This is a genomic window from Neobacillus endophyticus, assembly GCF_013248975.1.
GTDB classification, from domain to species: domain Bacteria; phylum Bacillota; class Bacilli; order Bacillales; family Cytobacillaceae; genus Neobacillus; species Neobacillus endophyticus.
Genome location: NZ_JABRWH010000001.1, coordinates 915,758 through 935,589, shown reverse-complemented (window position 1 = coordinate 935,589; position 19,832 = coordinate 915,758). Strand labels below are relative to the sequence as shown.

The 19,832-nt window shown below is 42.8% G+C and carries 16 protein-coding genes; 10 read left to right on the top strand and 6 right to left on the bottom strand.

The annotated features are described in order from the left end of the window. Nucleotides 1–25 precede the first annotated feature (25 nt). From HPT25_RS04580 to HPT25_RS28975, 3 genes are all read right to left on the bottom strand, one after another. On the bottom strand, nucleotides 26–1,213 hold the full coding sequence (locus tag HPT25_RS04580) for an aminotransferase (RefSeq protein WP_173060571.1): 1,188 nt from the start codon (nucleotides 1,211–1,213) through the stop codon (nucleotides 26–28). Then, nucleotides 1,210–1,713 carry an Lrp/AsnC family transcriptional regulator gene (locus HPT25_RS04575; protein ID WP_173060568.1) on the bottom strand — a complete coding sequence of 168 codons (504 nt, stop codon included), beginning with the start codon at nucleotides 1,711–1,713 and terminating at the stop codon, nucleotides 1,210–1,212. Before HPT25_RS04575 ends, HPT25_RS04580 begins: the two co-directional genes overlap by 4 nt. A gap of 598 nt (nucleotides 1,714–2,311) precedes the next feature. Next, nucleotides 2,312–4,045 (bottom strand): N-acetylmuramoyl-L-alanine amidase, encoded by a 1,734-nt coding sequence (locus tag HPT25_RS28975; RefSeq protein WP_281368167.1) that lies wholly within the window; start codon nucleotides 4,043–4,045, stop codon nucleotides 2,312–2,314. A 405-nt stretch (nucleotides 4,046–4,450) separates the two neighbouring features. Here HPT25_RS28975 and treP point away from each other — a divergent pair, with 405 nt between their 5' ends. From treP to treR, 3 genes are all read left to right on the top strand, one after another. After that, on the top strand, nucleotides 4,451–5,860 hold the full coding sequence (treP, locus tag HPT25_RS04560; protein ID WP_173060565.1) for a PTS system trehalose-specific EIIBC component: 1,410 nt from the start codon (nucleotides 4,451–4,453) through the stop codon (nucleotides 5,858–5,860). A gap of 82 nt (nucleotides 5,861–5,942) precedes the next feature. Then, complete coding sequence (treC, locus tag HPT25_RS04555; protein ID WP_173060562.1) at nucleotides 5,943–7,616, top strand: alpha,alpha-phosphotrehalase; 1,674 nt, start codon at nucleotides 5,943–5,945, stop codon at nucleotides 7,614–7,616. 236 nt (nucleotides 7,617–7,852) lie between these two features. Further along, complete coding sequence (treR, locus tag HPT25_RS04550) at nucleotides 7,853–8,569, top strand: trehalose operon repressor (protein WP_173060560.1); 717 nt, start codon at nucleotides 7,853–7,855, stop codon at nucleotides 8,567–8,569. Nucleotides 8,570–8,644: 75 nt separating this feature from the next. Here the strand turns inward: treR and HPT25_RS04545 are convergent, their stop codons facing one another. After that, complete coding sequence (locus HPT25_RS04545) at nucleotides 8,645–9,943, bottom strand: NCS2 family permease (RefSeq protein ID WP_173060557.1); 1,299 nt, start codon at nucleotides 9,941–9,943, stop codon at nucleotides 8,645–8,647. Nucleotides 9,944–10,136: 193 nt separating this feature from the next. Here HPT25_RS04545 and galE point away from each other — a divergent pair, with 193 nt between their 5' ends. From galE to HPT25_RS04520, 5 genes are all read left to right on the top strand, one after another. Continuing rightward, nucleotides 10,137–11,108: a UDP-glucose 4-epimerase GalE gene (gene galE / locus HPT25_RS04540; protein ID WP_173060554.1), complete on the top strand. Its 972-nt coding sequence runs from the start codon at nucleotides 10,137–10,139 to the stop codon at nucleotides 11,106–11,108. Nucleotides 11,109–11,425: 317 nt separating this feature from the next. After that, nucleotides 11,426–11,857 (top strand): hypothetical protein, encoded by a 432-nt coding sequence (locus HPT25_RS04535; RefSeq protein WP_173060551.1) that lies wholly within the window; start codon nucleotides 11,426–11,428, stop codon nucleotides 11,855–11,857. Between the two features lie 2 nt (nucleotides 11,858–11,859). Continuing rightward, nucleotides 11,860–12,537 carry a PspA/IM30 family protein gene (locus HPT25_RS04530; RefSeq protein WP_173060548.1) on the top strand — a complete coding sequence of 226 codons (678 nt, stop codon included), beginning with the start codon at nucleotides 11,860–11,862 and terminating at the stop codon, nucleotides 12,535–12,537. 351 nt (nucleotides 12,538–12,888) lie between these two features. Continuing rightward, nucleotides 12,889–13,563, top strand: a complete 675-nt coding sequence (locus HPT25_RS04525; RefSeq protein WP_173060545.1) for a response regulator transcription factor — start codon at nucleotides 12,889–12,891, stop codon at nucleotides 13,561–13,563. Next, a complete protein-coding gene (locus HPT25_RS04520; RefSeq protein ID WP_246277138.1) occupies nucleotides 13,553–14,965 on the top strand; it encodes a sensor histidine kinase in 1,413 nt (470 codons plus the stop codon). Before HPT25_RS04525 ends, HPT25_RS04520 begins: the two co-directional genes overlap by 11 nt. Nucleotides 14,966–15,330: 365 nt before the next feature. On the opposite strand, the gene HPT25_RS04515 is transcribed toward HPT25_RS04520, so the two are convergent. After that, nucleotides 15,331–15,957 carry a flavin reductase family protein gene (locus HPT25_RS04515; RefSeq protein WP_173060542.1) on the bottom strand — a complete coding sequence of 209 codons (627 nt, stop codon included), beginning with the start codon at nucleotides 15,955–15,957 and terminating at the stop codon, nucleotides 15,331–15,333. Between the two features lie 334 nt (nucleotides 15,958–16,291). Here HPT25_RS04515 and HPT25_RS04510 point away from each other — a divergent pair, with 334 nt between their 5' ends. Next, a complete protein-coding gene (locus tag HPT25_RS04510; protein ID WP_173060539.1) occupies nucleotides 16,292–17,992 on the top strand; it encodes a pyruvate oxidase in 1,701 nt (566 codons plus the stop codon). A gap of 246 nt (nucleotides 17,993–18,238) precedes the next feature. Here HPT25_RS04510 and HPT25_RS04505 read toward each other — a convergent pair whose 3' ends face one another. Beyond that, the gene (locus HPT25_RS04505; RefSeq protein WP_376767971.1) at nucleotides 18,239–19,123 is read right to left on the bottom strand and encodes an alpha/beta hydrolase; all 885 of its coding nucleotides are present in this window, start codon (nucleotides 19,121–19,123) and stop codon (nucleotides 18,239–18,241) included. 159 nt (nucleotides 19,124–19,282) lie between these two features. On the opposite strand from HPT25_RS04505, the gene HPT25_RS04500 reads away from it, so the two are divergent. Continuing rightward, on the top strand, nucleotides 19,283–19,732 hold the full coding sequence (locus tag HPT25_RS04500; RefSeq protein WP_173060536.1) for an NUDIX hydrolase: 450 nt from the start codon (nucleotides 19,283–19,285) through the stop codon (nucleotides 19,730–19,732). The last annotated feature ends 100 nt before the right edge of the window (nucleotides 19,733–19,832 follow it).

Genomic DNA, 19,832 nt, shown 5'->3' with positions numbered 1-19,832 from the left:
ATTTCTTTGGCAAATACCTGAATTTTTAGGCTTTGCTTACTAGTTTTCGTGATTCAAGGAATTGCTGCATGCGCTTTAGTGCTTCCTGAAGCTGCGGCATGGAGGTAGCGTAGCTACAGCGGACATAGCCTTCTCCGCTTTCGCCGAACACATTTCCTGGCACGACTGCGACCTTTTCCTGCAGCAGCAGCTCTTCGGCAAATTGCTCCGAGGTGAGACCTGTTGTGCGGATCGAAGGAAACACATAAAATGCCCCGCCTGGTACGTGGCAATCTAACCCGATTTGATTCAAGGTCTGCACCACATAATTCCTTCTGCGGCGATAACTGCGTTTCATGGCTTCAACTTCATGATACGTATTCCTAAGCGCCTCAATTGCCCCGTGCTGCAGCATATTTGGCGCACACATTGTGGTATATTGATGGATTTTCAGCATCACTTCCGTAAGCGGCTTGGGTGCTGCAACAAATCCTAACCGCCAGCCTGTCATCGCAAACCCTTTGGAAAAACCATTCAATAGAATCGTCCGATCATACATGCCTTTAATAGAAGAGAAGCTTGTAAACTCTTCATCATAGCTTAGTTCTGCATAAATTTCATCGGAGACAACGATTAAATCATGTTTTTCAATGACTTTTGCTATTCCCTCCAGGTCAGCTTTTGTTAACGTACTGCCTGTTGGGTTATTTGGTGAACATAACAAAATAGCTTTTGTTTTGCTTGTGATTTGTTGTTCGATCTGTTCAGGCGTCACTTTAAATCCATTAGCAGGGGAAGTAGAAACAGGAATCGGCCTTCCGCCTGCCAATGTTACTAATGGCGAGTATGAAACAAAGGCTGGTTCCACAATCAGAACCTCATCCCCTTGATTTAATATCGCGCGAAAAGCAAGATCAAGCCCTTGACTAGCACCGATTGTCACAATTATTTGATTACTCGGGTTGTATGGAACCCCAAAACGTTTATCTAAGTAAGCGGAAATTTCTTGTCTTAATTCAAGCAAACCGGCATTTGCCGTATAGGAGGTGAAGCCTTGCTCTAATGATACAATGGCAGCTTCACGGATATTCCAAGGTGTAATAAAGTCAGGTTCTCCAACCCCTAAAGAAATGACCCCTTCCATGCTGGCAGCCAAATCAAAAAATTTTCTGATGCCGGAGGGTTTCAGTTCTTTCCCTGTTTCCGAAACATAACGGCTATAGTCTTCAATCATGGTGAAACCACCATTCTGCGGTCTTTTTCATCGCCGCTTGAGAAAATAACCCCATCATGCTTATATTTTTTCAGCATAAAGTGGGTAGTGGTCGAAATGACATTCTCAATCGTTGACAATTTTTCAGATACAAATGTTGCAATTTGATTCATTGTTTTACCTTCGATCGTGATAGACAAATCGTAACCGCCTGACATGAGATAGAGGGAAGATACTTCCGGGAATCGGGCGATTCTATCTGCTACCTCGTCAAATCCTACGCCGCGTTTTGGTGTCACTTTTACGTCAATCATAGCAATAATATTTTCCTGCCCTTCGACTTTGCTCCAGTCGATTAAGGTTGGGTAGCTCATGATGATTTTATCATCTTCTAATTTTTTAATGGTTTTTCTGACACTTTCCTCGCTGCTCATAACCATTAGGGCAATGGATTCTACTGATATTTTGTGGTTTTCTTCCATTATTCGTAAAATTTCAATTTCCTCGCTGCTAAGTTTCATCGCCATCCTCCTCGAATTCTATTTATATAACCCATATTAATCCTATTTACAGTGGCTGTCACTCCCGAATTTTGTCGAGATGGGGGCGGGAGCTTGTGGAACCCCTTTTTTAGAAAATTCCTTTAAAAATGTTTCCAACATCTTAATGTGGATTACAATTTTTAAAGGGTACATAAAAGGGCATTTACCTATGAGATAGGTGCGTAATAGTTGGCGTTTTCATTTTAGCCCATCATCTAGGTCTGGGGGGAGTTGCAACACATGAAAAATTCATTGTATTAGCATGTGAAGACGGGCCCAATCCTATTTATATATCACAAGTTCTTGCTCTCTTGATGCAGTATAACGCGCACGCTGTCTTTTTTCAAATAAGAGTCAAGTTTCCGGTTGTTTTCCTAAAATGGCTATAAGCTGGGTCACTACACCTGGGCACATCACTATTATAATTAGGCAGGACTAGCTCGAATGTCTCGGGTTCAAATGAAATGAACGGGGAATCTCCCCTTTTAGTGCCTGACACCATCTAGGTGGAAAAAGGAATCCAGCTAAAAAAAGTCCCATTTCATCTGTATGGAACTTTTTTGAAATATTTAGCTATTTATCCTTTTCGGATGCTGTCTAGATGTTGAAGGGTAAAATCGATCATTCTTTGATAAACGTTTAATATGGATTGACCATAATCGTTTCCTGGAAAAGCCCATTTACCATTTAAGTCTGTCCACTTTGGTGCAGATCCCCGGTCAACCAGATGAAAACGGGAATCTACCAATGGATTTGAACCTGGCAATGGTTTGGTTGTAGCGTATGCATATAAATGCTGCATTTGTGCGATGACGCCTTCCTCAGACGTTTTAAAATAAGCACCCCGTGTATTAGGAGATGTTGCCCCTAAGCCTGCAAAATTATTCTGATCAGGCTGCACTACTCCGGTAAATTTGAAAAAGTTCGTTTCCAACAGCGCTTGCGCGAAGGCGACATCTCCGCGTATGCCATATTGTTTTCCAAATGTATAATAGTAACTTCCAAGTTCAGGAGCGTTAGGGTTGATACCTTTTACAAAAAGATCCATATGCTCTTGTGAAAGAAAGGTTGGGCCCTGGATCGTATTCACTGAAGAATGCGCTGGGACGGATGAATCTCCGGAACTATTTGTGTTTCCGTTCGTGGATCCATTGGTTCCTGTGCCTGGAGAATTTCCAGTACCCGAGTTAGTGGTTGATACTCCTGAAGTTCCTGAGCCCGCACTATTAACGGCCCCGCTGGTGTTGCTCGGAATCGAGGAGCTGCTTGCCCCGCTGGTATTGCCCGGAATCGAGGAGTTGCTTGCCCCGCTAGAGTTACCTGGATTCGAATTGTTTGAGGAACCGCCACCGCTTCCCGGAGAACTGCTATGACTGGAACTTCCGGTACTCCCTGTAGTAGAGATATTTCCGTTATTTGAGCCTGAACTTGTACCGGCACTCCCGACAGCTTCATTATGATTCGAACTGCCAACACTTTCGGCTGCTAGAAAAGCGTCGGTGATCCCAGCCTTTTTAAGTTCGTTCAGCTGCTGCTCGGCGTTTTCCCGAAGGGAATAGGCTCCTCCCTGTACTCTATACCAAATTTGTCCAGAGATTGTAATGGTATTAACAAAAGCCTGGAACCCTTTTGAGCGCAGGTAGGTAACTCGTTCTTCCGCATTTTCTCTTGTTTGAAATGACCCCACAATCACCTTGAAAAGAGTTCCAGGCAGTGGGTTATCGGGGTGATTTGGCTGGCCTGGAATATCAGGAAATGTAGTTTTATGTTTTAAGTTAAAGGCTCTAGCTAAGCCGTTCGCATGACCTTGGGCAACATTTTGCCGCCAAGACGCCAGTTTCATTAATCCAGCATCATGAGCATTATCGATAAATCCATTTTCTGTGAGTATTGCCGGCATAGTAGTTTCACGAAGAACATGGAAATTCTGTTTTTTCTCCCCTCGATCCTTTAACTCGTTCACTTTTATAACTTCACTATGGATGATTTTTTGAATTTTAGCTGTTTCAGTAGTATCGGAAAGTCCTGAATAAATATAGTCTTCATATCCTTGGGCAGTGTTATTATCAGAATTTATATGAATGGATAAATAAAAATCAGCGCCCCATCCATTGGCCTCATTTGTTCTTTCATTTAAGCTTTTCGTAATGTCGCTCGTCCGGCTCATCCGAACTTCGATACCTTCGAAGTAATTCAATAAAATCGTACGGAGCTTAAGTGCAATATCCAGCGTAACATCCTTTTCATTCAATCCATTCCCCTGAGCTCCTGGATCAGAACCCCCATGCCCCGGATCTAAATACAGTTTCATGAAAAATCTCCTCCAATCCCGATATCTCATAAATATCCTATGGGAAAACGCAAAAATCGTTCGACAAACACTACATGTCCACCTCAGAAGGACAAATTGCTGCTTTTGTCCACGTGCAGTGCCTGACACCATAACATGACACCACACCACATCAACGAATACAACAACAACGACAACCGCAACAATCCCAATAAATAATGTTGTTGACAAACATGTATAGGCACGTTAAGATGTATTTACAGGTTATAACTTGTATATACATGTTTCTGAAATCCCAATGTTATGTTTAAATGAAAGTAAGTGTACTTGGAAAAATGTAACCGGTGACAAGCGTTTTTGAAAGTTTTGCCATTTTGTAGTTTATTTTTTTGATACTGATGTAAACGGTATCAGGAGGGACGAAATATGAGTGTGAATAGGAAGTCTGTTGAACAAATCGTCGATGCCATCGGCGGCAAAGAAAATATTGCAGCCGCCACCCACTGTGTCACTCGCCTCAGATTTGCTTTAAAGGATGAAGGCAAAGTGAACAAAGACGAGTTAAATACTATCGGTCTTGTGAAAGGTTCATTCTCGGCAAACGGGCAGTTTCAGGTGGTCATCGGCCAGGGAACCGTTGATAAAGTATACAAAGAAATGGTCGCCATTACGGGAATCAGCGAGGCGAGCAAACAGGAGATCAAAGATGAAGCAGCGAAAAATTTAAACCCGCTGCAGAAGGCAATTAAAACATTGGCCGATATCTTTATCCCCATCCTGCCAGCCATCGTGACAGCCGGTTTATTAATGGGTATTAACAATATTCTGACTGGCCCGGATATTTTCTTCGCCAAAAAATCGCTGGTCGATGTATACCCGCAGTGGAAGGATTTCGCCAGCATCATTAACTTAATTGCTAATACAGCATTCACCTTTCTGCCGGGATTAATTGGCTGGTCAGCCGTCAATCGATTCGGAGGAAGCCCATTGTTGGGAATTGTTTTAGGTTTAATGCTAGTACACCCTGATTTATTAAATGCATGGGCTTACGGTTCAACAAAAGAAATTCCAACCTGGAATCTCTTTGGGTTACATGTGCAAAAAATCGGGTATCAAGGACAAGTACTGCCTGTCCTTGCAGCATCTTATCTGTTAGCAAAGCTTGAAGGTTTTTTAAGAAAAAGAATTCCGGACTCATTCCAATTATTATTAGTGGCACCCATAGCATTATTGGTAACAGGATTTGTTTCTTTCATCGTCATCGGCCCGGTTACATTTGCCATCGCTAAAGTGATTACCTCCGGTGTTGTGGCTGTGTTCAAAACGGCACCGCTTCTTGGAGGCCTTATCTATGGCGCCTTTTACGCACCTTTGGTTATCACAGGAATGCATCACACGTTCTTGGCGGTTGACCTGCAGCTAATCGGCACAACAGGAAGCACATTTCTATGGCCAATGCTGGCTTTATCGAATATCGCCCAAGGGTCTGCGGCACTGGCAATGTTCTTTGTCTTAAAAGATGAAAAGATAAAAAGCTTATCAGCAACATCTGCCGTATCAGCTTACCTTGGAATTACCGAGCCGGCCATGTTCGGGGTGAACTTGCGATACCGCTATGCGTTTCTTTCTGCAATCACGGGGTCAGCGATCGGCGGCGCATTTATCTCCTCTCAAGGTGTAAAGGCGTTCTCTGTTGGTGTCGGCGGTTTACCTGGCTTCTTATCGATTGCAGCGCAAAACTGGGGACCTTTCTTTATTGGCATGGCAATTGCCATCATCGTGCCATTTGCCTTAACCATCTTTTTTGGGAAAATCCGAAAAGCACACCAAGATTAATCAAGACAAATAGAAGCGATACCATTTTTGATGGTATCGCCCTCTCTTTTTAAAAAAATAAATTATAGGGGTGGTACAGAAAATGGAACATCCTTGGTGGAAAAAAGCAGTTGTTTACCAAATTTATCCAAAAAGTTTTAATGATACAACCGGAACCGGGGTCGGAGATCTACCAGGCATTATTGAAAAATTGGATTATTTACGAGAATTAGGAATCGATGTTATTTGGCTTACCCCGATCTATAAGTCACCGCAGCGTGACAATGGTTATGACATCAGCGATTATTACAGAATTCATGAAGAGTATGGGACCATGGCGGAGTTCGATTGTCTGCTTAAAGAGGCACATAAGCGCGGGATTAAAGTCATCATGGACATTGTCGTAAACCATACCTCGACAGAGCATGAGTGGTTTAAGCTGGCGTCAGCTTCAAAGGGCAACCCTTACCGGGATTTCTACATTTGGCGTGATGGAAAAGCAAATGGAGTTGAACCAAATAACTGGGAGTCGAAATTCGGCGGTTCCGCATGGAGATTTGATGAAACAACAGGTCAATATTATTTGCATCTATTTGACGTTACACAGGCAGATTTAAATTGGGAAAATGAACAGGTTAGGCAAAAAGTATATGAGATGATGCGCTTCTGGTTTGAAAAAGGAGTCGATGGTTTTCGATTGGATGTCATTAACCTGATTTCGAAAAATCAAGATTTTCCTGATGATGAAGCTGGTGATGGACGAAGGTTTTATACGGATGGCCCGAGGGTTCATGAATTTTTACAGGAGGCAAATCGGGAAGTTTTCTCCCAGTACAATATCATGACGGTAGGGGAAATGTCTTCGACGACCATTGGGCATTGCCTTCAATACACAAATCCTGAACGTCATGAGTTAAATATGACGTTTAATTTTCATCATTTAAAAGTGGATTACCTAAACGGAGACAAATGGACTGCAGCTGATTTTGATTTCAGCGCGTTAAAGCAGATTTTATCGCAGTGGCAGGAAAAGATGAACGAAGGTGGAGGCTGGAACGCACTATTTTGGTGTAATCATGATCAACCGCGTATCGTTTCACGCTATGGAAATGATGCCCACTTTCGGTTGGAATCGGCAAAAATGCTAGCGACAGCGATTCATATGATGCAAGGAACGCCTTACATTTATCAGGGTGAAGAAATTGGTATGACCAATCCGAAATTCGAACGGCTGGAGGATTACCGGGATGTTGAATCCTTAAATATTTATAAACTTAAACGAGCAGAGGGGATGAGTGAGGAAGAAATTTTAGCCATTCTGAAGCAAAAATCCCGCGACAATTCCCGGACCCCCGTGCAATGGAATGCCGGGCCAAATGCCGGTTTTACAACGGGAATACCATGGATCCCAGTGGCAGCAAATTATCCAGAAGTGAATGTGGAAAGTGCCTTAAAAGAAAAAGACTCTATCTTCTATCACTATCAAAAACTGATCCAGCTACGAAAAAACTATGACATCATTACTGATGGCGATTACCAATTGATTTTGGCGGACCATCCTGATATTTTTGCCTATGTACGCAACGGAGAAAATGAAAAGCTGCTCGTCATCAACAATTTTTATGGCAATGAAACAACATTTGAACTGCCCGAGGACATAGCTTTGGATGGTCGGACCAGCGAAATTTTACTATCGAATTACGCTGACTCCAGCCAGGATGTGCAAGAAATACACCTACGTCCGTATGAATCGATTGTTTATTTATTGAAAAAATAACACGGGGCTAGGTTTTGACGAACGCAGTAATCTATCGGTAAAATAAAAGAAGGCCGGCGACATGACGCCGGCCTTCTTTTAGCAGTTAGGAATGTATAACTTTCCTTTCAGTCATAAGTGTACTAAGGACCTCGCAGTCGAAAAGCTGTGCTTTTCGGCAAACTACGCCTCTGTCTTCGCCCTGTTGGGCTCGCCAGTCGGCGAGTTTTCTAATAAGTGATTATGGTGATGAGACGATGAGTAATAATAAATATGTAACAATTTATTATGATTTTGTAGAGAAAATACAAAACGGGCAGCTGAAGTCCAACGCGAAGCTGCCGTCCGAAAATGAGCTGGTGGAGCAGTATGATACATCGCGTGAGACCATCAGGAAGGCATTAACGATGCTGTCGCAAAATGGATATATTCAAAAAATCAGGGGCAAAGGTTCGTTTGTCCTAGATGTCGGGAAATTTGATTTTCCTATTTCTGGTCTAGTTAGCTTTAAAGAATTGGCTGAGCGGATGGAAAAGCCGTGGAATACAATTGTTTGCGAATTTGATTTAATCAAACCTGGGGACGATGTGCAGCAACAGCTGAAGGTGACAAGTAAGGATATGGTCTGGAAGGTGGTCCGCTCACGGGAAATGGACGGGGAACGGATTATTTTAGATAAGGATTTTTTTAATAAAAAATTTGTTCCGCATCTTTCACGGGAAATTTGCTCCAGTTCCATTTACGAATACTTGGAAAACGGATTGGGTCTAAAAATCAGTTTTGCCAAAAAAGAAATCTTTGTAGATGAGGCGACGGATGAAGATCGGCGTTATTTGGATTTAAAACAGTACGATCATATTGTGGTCGTGAAAAATTATGTGTATTTGGAAGATGCCAGTCTGTTTCAGTATACAGAATCTCGCCACAGGCTGGATAAGTTCCGATTTGTGGACTTTGCGAGAAGAAGGCATTAAAAAAGCGCAGGAAGTGCTAAACCGGCATCTTCCTGCGCTTTTTTTATAGGAATCATTACTTGAATACGAATTTTACTAATGCTGTAAAAAGAACAGCTGAATAAAAAATAGAACGCCAAAGACATATACAAGGGGATGGACCTCCCGCCATTTTCCTTTTACTAGCTTTAACAGCGGATAACTGATGAAGCCAAGCGCAATTCCGGTTGAAATGCTGGATGTCAGTGGCATGCTCAAAATGGTTAGGAAGGCAGGGAATGCTTCATCCAGCTCATTCCAGCGAATTTTGCCAATGCTGCCCATCATCAGGCTGCCGACAATAATCAATGCGGGAGCGGTGATCGCTGAGATATCGGAAACGGCACTGACCAGCGGACCGAAGAATGCTGATATCATAAACAAAATGGCAATCATTAGTGATGTTAAGCCTGTCCGTCCTCCTGCTGCCACGCCGGAAGTGGATTCAATGTAAGCAGTTGTCGGACTTGTTCCAAACATTGCACCGATAACTGTTGCAATGGAATCGGAGAGTAATGCATGGCGTGCCCGCGGCAATTTGCCGTTCTTCATCAGGCCAGCCTGATTTGCGACGCCGACCATTGTACCCGTTGTATCAAAGATGGTCACGAGGATAAACGAAAATACAACAGCATAAAGGCCGTGCTGAATCACATCTGAAAAAGCTGTAAATGGATTAGCAATGATCAGCCCTTTTGGCAGGGAAGGAAGAGCCACGAATCCATTTTTAAAGGACAGCTGTCCAGTGAAATAGGCAATGATCCCAGAGATAATCATGCCGATAAATAAGGCGCCATTGACACGAAGCATCATTAAAATAAGCGTAATGGCCAGCCCGATCAAGGTTAATAAGGCAGAAGGCGCATGTAGATTACCAAGACCGACAAGGTTTGCTGGATTTGCGACGATAATTTTTGTTAGACGCAGGCTGATAAACGCAATAAACAACCCAATTCCTGCCGTAATCCCGTGTTTAATGTTATCTGGGATCGCTTCAATTAATTTTTCCCTCAAAGGCGTTAAAGATAAAATGACAAAAATGATCCCAGCTACAAATACAGCAGCAAAGGCTGTTTCGTAATGAACGTGCTGGCCGCCCACTACGGAATAGGCAAAATAAGCGTTAAGCCCCATTCCAGGCGCAATGGCAATCGGATAATTGGCGAAAAACGCCATCCACAGAATTCCCACAACCGATGCGAGAATCGTCGCCGTAAACACTTGATTAAACGGAACTCCGGCATCATGCAGAATAATTGGGTTTACTACAACTATATATATCATTGTAAAAAATGTAGTAATACCCGCCATTATTTCCGTTTTGGCAGTAGTATGATTTTCTTTTAATCGAAACATTTCTGATATCCTCCGTTAAACACGAACAATTTTAAACACAAATAATATAATATTCGTTTTTAGCTGATTTTACAATAAATTTTTATGATTGACACAATGTGTCATATTTTTCCAAATGTTTATAAAAAGAGATAAATTTTTTAAGATGATATAATACAATGGTGAAAGAATCTTAGTTAAGGAGACATGCGATATGATTCTTGTAGTGGGCGGTGCTGGATATATAGGCAGCCATCTTGTAAAGGAGTTAATTAAAAAGGAAGATATTGTGGTTTTGGATAATCTTTCTACAGGTCATCGCGAAGCAGTTGATAGTCGCGCCGTGTTTGTTAAGGGCGATCTTGGCAATGAGGAAGATCTGCAAATGGTGTTTAGAAGTTATCCAATTAAAGCCGTTATGCACTTTGCGGCGAACAGTCTTGTAGGGGAATCTGTTGTTGATCCATTAAAGTACTATCAAAATAATGTAGCAGCCACCTTAACACTTTTAAAGATGATGATGAAATTTAAGGTGAAAAACTTTATCTTTTCATCTACTGCAGCTACTTACGGAATTCCTAGTGTAGAAGTCATTGATGAATCGACAGCCACCCAGCCAATTAATCCTTATGGTCATTCTAAGCTGATGGTAGAGCAGATTTTGGCGGATTTTTCAAAAGCCTACGGTTTGAATTATGTGGTTCTCCGGTACTTTAATGCGGCTGGGGCCCATTCATCCGCAGTGATTGGTGAAAGCCACGACCCAGAAACACATTTAATTCCCATTGTTCTGCAGCAGCTATTAGGTGAACGCGAAAAAGTATCCGTATTCGGTTCAGATTATGATACACCAGATGGTACATGTATCCGTGATTACATACATGTAACCGATTTGGCAACTGCCCATATACTAGCGCTTGAAGCGCTTCTATTAGGTAAGAAATCGGCGGAGATTTACAATCTAGGCAATGGCCTCGGCTTCTCCGTAAAAGAAGTCATCGAAACATGTGAAAAAGTAACTGGCGTCAAAGCCAACGTCGAAATAGCTGACCGCCGCCCCGGTGACCCGGCAAGACTCGTCGCAACATCAGAAAAAATCTACACCCAACTCGGCTGGAAAGCCGACCGTAACCTTGAACAAATTATCGCCGACGCCTGGAAATGGCATCAAAACAAAAAGTATTAGTCGTTGGAGTTAATGATGTTATTAATGGTGTCAGGCACCGCTCGTGGACAAAATGCCGTTTTTGTCCGTCTGGGGTGGACACTCGCGGTGCCTGACACTCTATCATATAGATAACCTCTGTCTCTTGTGCAGACAGGGGTTTTTTGTGTTTTCTGTTTTTTGCTAGGATGGGTGTGGTTGTTTTGTTAGGGGAAATGTTCTGCATCTGCTGGTTTGATAAAATCTTTTAAAAATTTTTTTGTAGTGATAGTTTTCACCAAGTTTTCACCGTTCTCTACTAAACTTCTATTCATCAGGTAATGAAAGGAGGAAGAGAAATGAGTAGTAAAGTGAAGCTAGGCATTTTCTGGGGAGCCATTATTGCGGGTGTTGTGGTCGTTATTAATGGACTTCGTCATCTATTAGGAGGCGGCCGCGGCCAATTTGACGGTAGAGGGCAGAGTGGAGATTTTGCCCAGCAAGGCTGGAGCCCAAAAGGAGATGGCTTTGGACATCACCGTTTCATGCATGGAGCAGGCTTCCATCATGGAGGGGAGTTCCATATATTAGGGTTCTTGCTTTTTCTTATTATGGCCGCCGTAGCCGCAGTGCTGTTATTCCGCTGGCTTCGCAGAAAAGCAAAATCTTCAACAACCAAACCATTTATTGATACATCTTTAATGAGTTCACATACACCTGTCATCAGTCAAAATGCGACAATCTTAGATCAATGGGAAAAAGAAATCTTGAATAAAAAGGAGAAAGAATAGAGATGGGTATTTTTAAAAGATTAGCAAGAATAACAAAGGCTGAAATGAATGGGCTTCTTGATGGCTGCGAAAATCCGCTTGCCATGTTAAATGAATATTCACGTGAAATGGAGGCTGAAATTGAAAAAGGCAAAAAAGCATTGGCTCGTCAGCTTTTTGCTGAGAAAAAACAAGCAGTCCTTATCCAGGAAACAGAAGGTCTAGTGGCCAAACGGACACGCCAGGCGAAACTTGCTATCGAGCAAGGAGAAGAGGCGATGGCAAAATTAGCGGTTCAGGAAAAACTAGTTCATGAAAAACAACTTAGCCTTTACAAAGATCAATATGAAGCGATAAAAGGCCAAACACAAAGTTTAATCGAAAAATTAAACGAGCTAAAGCAAACATATAACGATCTTCAACATAAAAAAGTCCTTCTTGCGTCAAGAGCAAATGCGGCTCAGGCAATGAAGCAGATTCAAAAAGCAACCATCACCTTCCAGACTGAAAGCATTGCCAGAGGTGTAGCACGTGCGGAGGAGCGAATTATGATGATGGAAGCAGAGGTACTAGCCGGCAGCCAGGTATACAGTCCGCTAGCAACCCAGGACGCTGCATACCGTAATCTAGTAAATGACGAGGAATTGGAAAAAGAGCTGGAAAAATTAAAAAATGAAAAAGTGTTGTTAGCGGCAGAATAAATAGCAGCTATTCAGAGGGGGAAAGGAGCGCCTATACGAAGGGAGGTGCTCCTTTTCCGTTCTCAAAAATAGTTAAAGGTCTACAGCTTTTTTGGGGGTTCCGTCCGCGGAATTTGAGGTATCCGCCAAACTTCTTGGGATTCCGACAAAGTCAGGTTGAGTTTACCGATATTCTTAGGAATCCGCTAAACTCAAATGAAATTCCTCCAACTAGTAAAAAATGATAAAAACCAAACATAGACACAAATTTTTTAGAATTACTTAAGAGAATATAAAGATTTTTTTGCTAGATTCGAGTTAAATGAGAGGATGTTTGCCTCCGAAAATCTCGATTGTCGAAGGGGGTTCCATATGAATATTTTATTAGCAGAAGACGATTCTCAATTAGGAGAATTAATAGTTTATATGTTGAAAAAGAAGGGCGATTTCAAAGTAGAGTGGGTGCTGGATGGAGAAGATGCCTTCTATTATGCTTCCTCCTCCTATTATGATGTGCTGATCCTAGATTGGATGATGCCAGGGGCGACAGGAGTTGAGGTGTGCCGTCGCCTGCGAAAACAAGGCTACTCCGGAGCTATTTTGATGCTTACGGCAAAGGATACGGTAGAAGACCGGATTGAGGGCCTTGATTCAGGGGCGGATGACTACCTTGTTAAGCCATTTGAAATCGGTGAATTGCTTGCACGGCTGCGTGCATTATCACGCCGAAACTATGCACCGATTTTGGAAGAAGAAGTCAGGGTCGGCGATCTGGTTTTAAACCGAATGAGCCATATGGTTCGGGATGGGCAGACGGAAATTCAATTATCGAAGCGTGAGTTTCAACTTCTGGATTTTTTGGTGCAAAATAAAGGGCAAGTGCTTCCGAGAGAGGTCATTCTTGAACGTGTATGGGGACTTGATGCGAATGTGGCGCCCAAGACGATTGATGCCACTGTCAAATTGATCCGAAAAAAGCTCGATCAGCTTGGAAGGCAGGATTTGCTGCAAAGTATCAGAGGGGTGGGCTATAAGTTTGAACACTAACCTGCAGTCATTTTTTTGCGCCTTCATCAGACGCGGTGAAAAGGATGTCTTTAAAAGCACACAGAGCCGTCTGACCCGGATGTACAGCAGCCTGCTCATGCTTTTTCTCATCCTATTCATTATTATCGTGTTTGCCGTATTGTATTTTGTAATTTTGAAAAATCAGGAACATGAACTTGATTCATTGATCAATCAAGAAGCAAGCTTTATTGAAAATTATTTGTTCAAAAATGACCAAAACGGCTTGCAGGGTATTCAAAATCAAGAAATTGTCTTTGCGGGGGTTAATCAATATTTTTATTATGTTATCAATTCCAATGGGGACATTATGATGGGCAGCGAAGCCAATCCGAAATTACGGCCGGAACTGATGGTCCTTTTGAAGGAAAGTAAGATAAAAGATCAGGAAATTAAACAGGAGACCTTGAAAGTGGACCGTAATCCCCGAAACCGAAGAGGAGAATTTCATCCGCAGGAAGAAGCGCAGGATATCCGTTTGTTGATTGCCAGTAAATCGATTTTTTATAAAGGACAATATATGGGGAAGCTATACATTGGAAAAGATATTTCGTTTGCCTATCAGTTGTTTCATTGGCTGTTTATTATTTTAGCAGCACTCGGAACGATCTTTTTTGGCGTTGCAACGTTTTTAAGTATGGTGATGTCTAAAAGGGCGATGATTCCGATTACGAAGGCATTTAAACGGCAAAGGGAATTTGTTGCTGATGCTTCGCATGAACTAAGGACACCTTTAAGTGTGTTGTTATCATCGATTGATGCGATGGAAATGACCCTTGAACCGTCTGCGGACGACGGCTTCGCGCAGAAATTATTGTCGAATATGAGGCAGGAAGTAAAGCGGATGACCAATTTAGTAAGTGATCTGCTGACATTGGCCCGTTCGGATTCGGATTCCATCGAAACGAAAATCGAAACGTTTGATTTCCGTCCGCAAGCAGATAAAGCGATGGAGTCTGTCAGTCCGCTGGCTGCTTCAAAGGAGATCTCGCTGCAGCTAGATGCGCCGGAAACACTTGTGGTAATGGGGGATTCCCAGCGCTTGTCGCAGCTTCTATACATTCTTTTGGATAATGCCATTAAATACACTCCAGCTGGCGGAGTAGTCTGTCTCTTTCTTGCAAAAGAAAGCCAGCACCTGTGCATTAAGGTTGAAGACACTGGAATCGGCATCAGTCAGGAAGACCAAAAGCATATTTTTGAACGTTTTTACAGGGCGGACAAATCACGTTCACGGCAAATGGGAGGACATGGTCTCGGCCTCTCCATCGCCAAATGGATCGTGGACATCCATCATGGAACGATTCAGCTGACCAGCGAACCCGGCAAGGGAAGCACGTTTGTGATTCGAATTCCCATGAAACGGGAATCGAAGTCCATGTAAAAGCAGCATTGTGGTGCGGATCTGAAACGGGCCCCAGCAATCCTTGTGAAAGTAAATTTGGCGAATTGGATCCTTAAGAAAAGGGATCTGAAGCCCATGTTGAAAATCAACATTTGTGATTTGAATTCCTAAGAAGTGGGGGCACTGCAATCCATGTAATATAAACAGTTGCGATTTGAATCAACCTGAAATGGGCCCCTTGGCTTCGTGAAAGGAACTCGCGTTTGGATTCAGCATGAAATGAGATCCGCAATCCTTGTAAAAGCAATTTTACGATGAGAACCCTAAATAACCAAGGATTTTTGCCAAACCTGTTGAAACAGGTTTGGCCGTCAATTGATCAATTTGGAGCGATCGTATCAGGTTTATGTTTCCGCGCGGAATGATTTTCCCAATTCTCGGCCGAGTCCAAAATAATGCCGGAAATTATAAATTAATGGGCTCCATTTTGTCGGATCAATGTGAGCATTGTCTAGTAAAATATGCTGGTGAGCATGAACTTTTTTAACCTCTGTTTCAATAATGGCCAAGTCTGGTGCATATTCCGGAACACGGATATGCAAAACCGCCGCCTCCAATTGCAGCGGACATTCGCTAATCCGTGTCGGAGCTACGTTATGAGACGCGCACTCCGTCAGACCGCTTGCTGAATATTTTTCTTTTTCAAAAGAAAAACCCATTGATTTTTTCATATCTGGCACCGGATATTTTCCTGTATATGGAGCAAGCCGCTCGACATGTTCCCAAAGTTGGGAGTCCGGTAAATTCATTACGCATTCTCGATGGCGGACTATGTTTTCATATGCCTTCCCTAACGTGCTGAGGCCTAAAAAGATAAAGGGGCCTAACGCCCACGATGATGAGATGGGGCTAATGTTGGTTGTTTCATCTTCATTAAGTGTGTTTAATAAAATGACAGGTGTTCCGTAATAAAGAATTTTAGGACGAATGACGGTTGTTTGACCGTTTATTAATTTTTTCACAGTTTCCATCTCCTTTCAATTTTCCTTCAGCCTTATCATAAATGATTAATATTTCTATGGTCATCGAAATATGGATTACAAAAAAATGAACCCCTAAACTGTCGCATGCTGCCCAGTCAAGTAAGAGGTAACCTTTCTGAGGCTGCGATTCTATCAATTGCTAATATAGGGCGGCTGAACCGGCCAGAATTAAACCGTAAACTCTTACCCCTAAATTAACTTCAAAAGGCAGGAAAGCGTTCCGTGATCTTTTTTCTTTTAGAATTCGTTTCCTGATAGAGTAATTTTTCCAAAAAATCACACACTACTAAGTAGGATTTATTTTTGGAAAAGGGGTTGTTATATGTTTAAACCGACTGCCGGTGAGAAATTGGTTGAGCTGTTGATCGAGTGGGGAGTGGACCATATTTATGGGATGCCTGGTGACTCAATCAATTCGATTATTGAACCGCTTCGAAAAGCGAAAGGCAAGATCAAGTTTATTCAGGTGCGGCATGAGGAGGCAGGGGCATTGGCTGCAGCAGCATATGCCAAGCTGACAGGGAAACTTGGGGTTTGTATGGCCATTGCTGGTCCTGGTGCTATCCATCTTCTAAATGGCTTGTATGATGCCAAACTGGACGGGGCACCGGTTCTCGCGATTACTGGCCAGGTAGAGACCGACCTGCTTGGGACTGGTTCATTTCAGGAGGTAAATTTGGAAAGAATGTTTGACGATGTCGCTGTGTATAACCAGCGGATTATGTCGGCTGAGCAGCTTCCGGCTGTTGTCAATCAAGCGATACGTATGGCCTATGCCCAAAAAGGTGTTTCTGTGCTTACGATTCCGGATGATGTTCCCCGGTTTGAGGTAGGGAAAGAAGCTCGGCACACCTCTGCTTTTACAGCTAGGCAGACAATTCTCCCACTTATGGGGGATTTACAAAAGGCGAAGGAACTTATAGAAACTGCCAGGCAGCCGGTCATTCTTGCAGGAAGAGGCGCCCACGGATCCCGTGATGAATTATTGCTATTCGCTGAAAAAATCGCTGCTCCTATTGTGTTGACGCTGCCAGGTAAAGGTGTTATTCCTGATAAGCATCCATACTGTTTGGGGGGGCTCGGCTTGATTGGGACAAGAGCCGCCTATGAAGCGATGCAGGAAACCGACCTTTTGCTTATGATTGGCACCTCCTATCCGTTTACTGGCTTTTTGCCGGATAAGGCAAAAACCATCCAAATTGACATTGAACCGGGGCAAATTGGCAAAAAATATCCTGTTGATGTTGGTTTGGCAGGAGAAACCAAAGTGACGCTTGATTGGTTAACCCAAAATGTCAGCAGGAAGGAGGACCGCAGCTTTTTAGAGAGAAGTGCGGATCGGATGAATAAATGGTGGGACAAATTGGAGTTCCAGGAGGAGGAAACTTCTGTTCCGATTAAGCCGCAACGGGTGATTCGTGCACTTCAGGAGGTTGCGGATGATAATGCGGTTTTATCCGTGGATGTTGGGAATGTGACTGTGTGGATGGCCCGGCATTTTCATATGACAAATCAACAATTTATTATTTCGAGCTGGTTGGCAACACTTGGATGTGGACTGCCAGGTGCTATCGCGGGGAAAATTGCTTACCCGCATAAGCAGGTTTTTGCTATTTGCGGCGACGGCGGGTTTGCGATGACAATGGCCGATTTCGTTACAGCGGTGAAATATGAGCTTCCCATTGTGGTCATCATCTTAAACAACCATAAGATTGCGATGATTAAGTTTGAACAAGAAGTCATGGGAAACATCGAATATGCCACCAACCTGCATAATCCTAATTTTGCCCAATACGCAGAGGCATGCGGCGGAAAAGGATTCCGTGTAGAAAACTCAGAAGAACTGCTCCCGGCATTAAAATCAGCTGTGGAACTCAATAAACCATGCATCATAGATGTCGTCGTCGACGCACAAGAAGCCCCGATGCCCGCCAATATCACCTTCGCCCAAGCAGCAGGTTACACCAAACACATGATCAAAGTCCTGTTCGAAGAAGGCCGGCTAGATTTGCCTCCGTTGTAAGGTGTCATGTAAGGTGTCAGGCACCGCTCGTGGACAAAACCTTAAATTTGTCCGTCTGGGGTGGACAGGGGATGGGAAGGAAAGACGCTTTGGTTGGATGCAACGTTAAAGCGTCTTTTCTATTAGCGATTATTTAGTCTGTTTTTTTGTAAGGTAGATGACGTTTATTTATCAACGTTTTTAATTTGGGGATTCCGTTCCTTTTAAGCTTCTACGCCAAGAAACTACTAAAGTGCTGAAAGTACCTTAAGGGTTATATTTTTTCAAAAATGCGGAAACGGCATTAGTCATTTTTTTCGCCTCGTCAGATGCATTACTTGCCCCGAGAACGGCTGTAACGCCGCTATGCGTTAATGTTTGAACACTAAAAGATTCAATCGTATTGCCTGAACCTTTTGCTTGATCCACAAACGAGGCAATTGAACCATTCCCATGTGCTACTAAAAACATTGGAGGCAGTTTTTTATTAGAAGCATAGGTAACCGGCGAAGCTTCAGCCCAAACCTTTTGGTCATTTCCGAAAACCTTTTTATAACTGCCCATCCTTTGAATAAAAGCAGTTAAATCCAAAGGACCTTCTAAGCTGATAATCGAGTTGATGGATTGCGGCGAAAGGCCGACACGATTTAGGTAAGCTGGGTTTGTTCCGATTAGCATGACCAAATGCCCGCCCGAAGAGTGTCCCATCAAATTTAATTTCCTGCGGTCAATTTGGTATTTCGCAGCGTTATCATAAACCCATTTTACGGACTCTGCTACATCATCAGCCATATCCACATAGCTTACCTTTGGGGAGAGCCGATGATTAATGGAAATAAAAACATACCCGTTATTCGTAAAAAAAGCAGGCTTTTCGGCTACATTCGATTTATCCCCACCGCTCCAGCCCCCGCCATGAACATAAATGATCACTGGCAGCTTCTTGCTTCTGTTCACAGCAGGTGCATAAAGATCTAACGATTGTTTAGAATCTGGTCCATACTTTAAACTCACATGTTTTGGAATCTGCACCTGCCCACTAGTGTGATGCGAAAAATAGAAACCAGAGCCAATCAGTGCAATTAAGACAATCGAAAACAATATGTAATTTCCTTTATAATGGAGAAACTTTCCTATTTTCAACTTATCCACCTTCCTTTTCATCATTATACAACTGTTGGTGCCTGACACCGAAATTCATCATAAAATTGAACTATTAAAAATTTGTTAATAAACAAAAATAGAAAGAGGTGCTTGATTTGATCCCCTCGAATAATATAATGATTTAAATACACTTATTGGAGGCAATACATGGGATATATTGAAGATTTGCGAAAAATAATTGGAACACGGCCGCTGATTTTGGTCGGGGCGGTGGTTGGTGTGATAGATGAACAAGGCCGGATTTTGCTTCAGCAAAGACCAAATGGAGTCTGGGGACTGCCAGGCGGATTATTGGAATTGGAAGAGTCCGCTGAAGAGGCTGCAAGGAGAGAAGTATATGAAGAGACGGGAATTGAAGTCGGCCAGCTGGAATTAGTGGGCGTTTTCTCTGGGAAGCAGTATTTTGTAAAATTGGCAAACGGGGATGAATTCTATCCTGTCACGATTGCGTACGCTTCTAAGGATTTAAAGAACAATGACATCCAAATTGATGGCGAGGAAACGATAGATGCTAGATTTTTTAATCCAAGAGAATTACCTGAACAAGCGAGCCCTTTAGTTAAAAGTTTGATTGAGCGTTATATTGATGAAAAATAAATCCTGTTAGGAAATGGCCGCCTCTCTTTCGAAAGGGCGGCAGCCATATATTTTTAAAACAAGAGCTCCCCATCAATTTGGGGAGCTTTTGCTTTTTGAG

Excerpts from the sequence above, each read along its gene's own strand:
- treP (WP_173060565.1), top strand. The coding sequence starts at position 4,451 with ATGAGTGTGAATAGGAAGTCTGTTGAACAAATCGTCGATGCCATCGGC.
- HPT25_RS04500 (WP_173060536.1), top strand. The coding sequence starts at position 19,283 with ATGGGATATATTGAAGATTTGCGAAAAATAATTGGAACACGGCCGCTG.
- HPT25_RS04515 (WP_173060542.1), bottom strand. The coding sequence starts at position 15,957 with ATGGAAACTGTGAAAAAATTAATAAACGGTCAAACAACCGTCATTCGT.
- HPT25_RS04530 (WP_173060548.1), top strand. The coding sequence starts at position 11,860 with ATGGGTATTTTTAAAAGATTAGCAAGAATAACAAAGGCTGAAATGAAT.
- HPT25_RS04575 (WP_173060568.1), bottom strand. The coding sequence starts at position 1,713 with ATGAAACTTAGCAGCGAGGAAATTGAAATTTTACGAATAATGGAAGAA.
- HPT25_RS04580 (WP_173060571.1), bottom strand. The coding sequence starts at position 1,213 with ATGATTGAAGACTATAGCCGTTATGTTTCGGAAACAGGGAAAGAACTG.
- HPT25_RS04535 (WP_173060551.1), top strand. The coding sequence starts at position 11,426 with ATGAGTAGTAAAGTGAAGCTAGGCATTTTCTGGGGAGCCATTATTGCG.
- treC (WP_173060562.1), top strand. The coding sequence starts at position 5,943 with ATGGAACATCCTTGGTGGAAAAAAGCAGTTGTTTACCAAATTTATCCA.
- HPT25_RS28975 (WP_281368167.1), bottom strand. The coding sequence starts at position 4,045 with ATGAAACTGTATTTAGATCCGGGGCATGGGGGTTCTGATCCAGGAGCT.
- HPT25_RS04545 (WP_173060557.1), bottom strand. The coding sequence starts at position 9,943 with ATGTTTCGATTAAAAGAAAATCATACTACTGCCAAAACGGAAATAATG.
- HPT25_RS04510 (WP_173060539.1), top strand. The coding sequence starts at position 16,292 with ATGTTTAAACCGACTGCCGGTGAGAAATTGGTTGAGCTGTTGATCGAG.
- HPT25_RS04525 (WP_173060545.1), top strand. The coding sequence starts at position 12,889 with ATGAATATTTTATTAGCAGAAGACGATTCTCAATTAGGAGAATTAATA.
- galE (WP_173060554.1), top strand. The coding sequence starts at position 10,137 with ATGATTCTTGTAGTGGGCGGTGCTGGATATATAGGCAGCCATCTTGTA.
- treR (WP_173060560.1), top strand. The coding sequence starts at position 7,853 with ATGAGTAATAATAAATATGTAACAATTTATTATGATTTTGTAGAGAAA.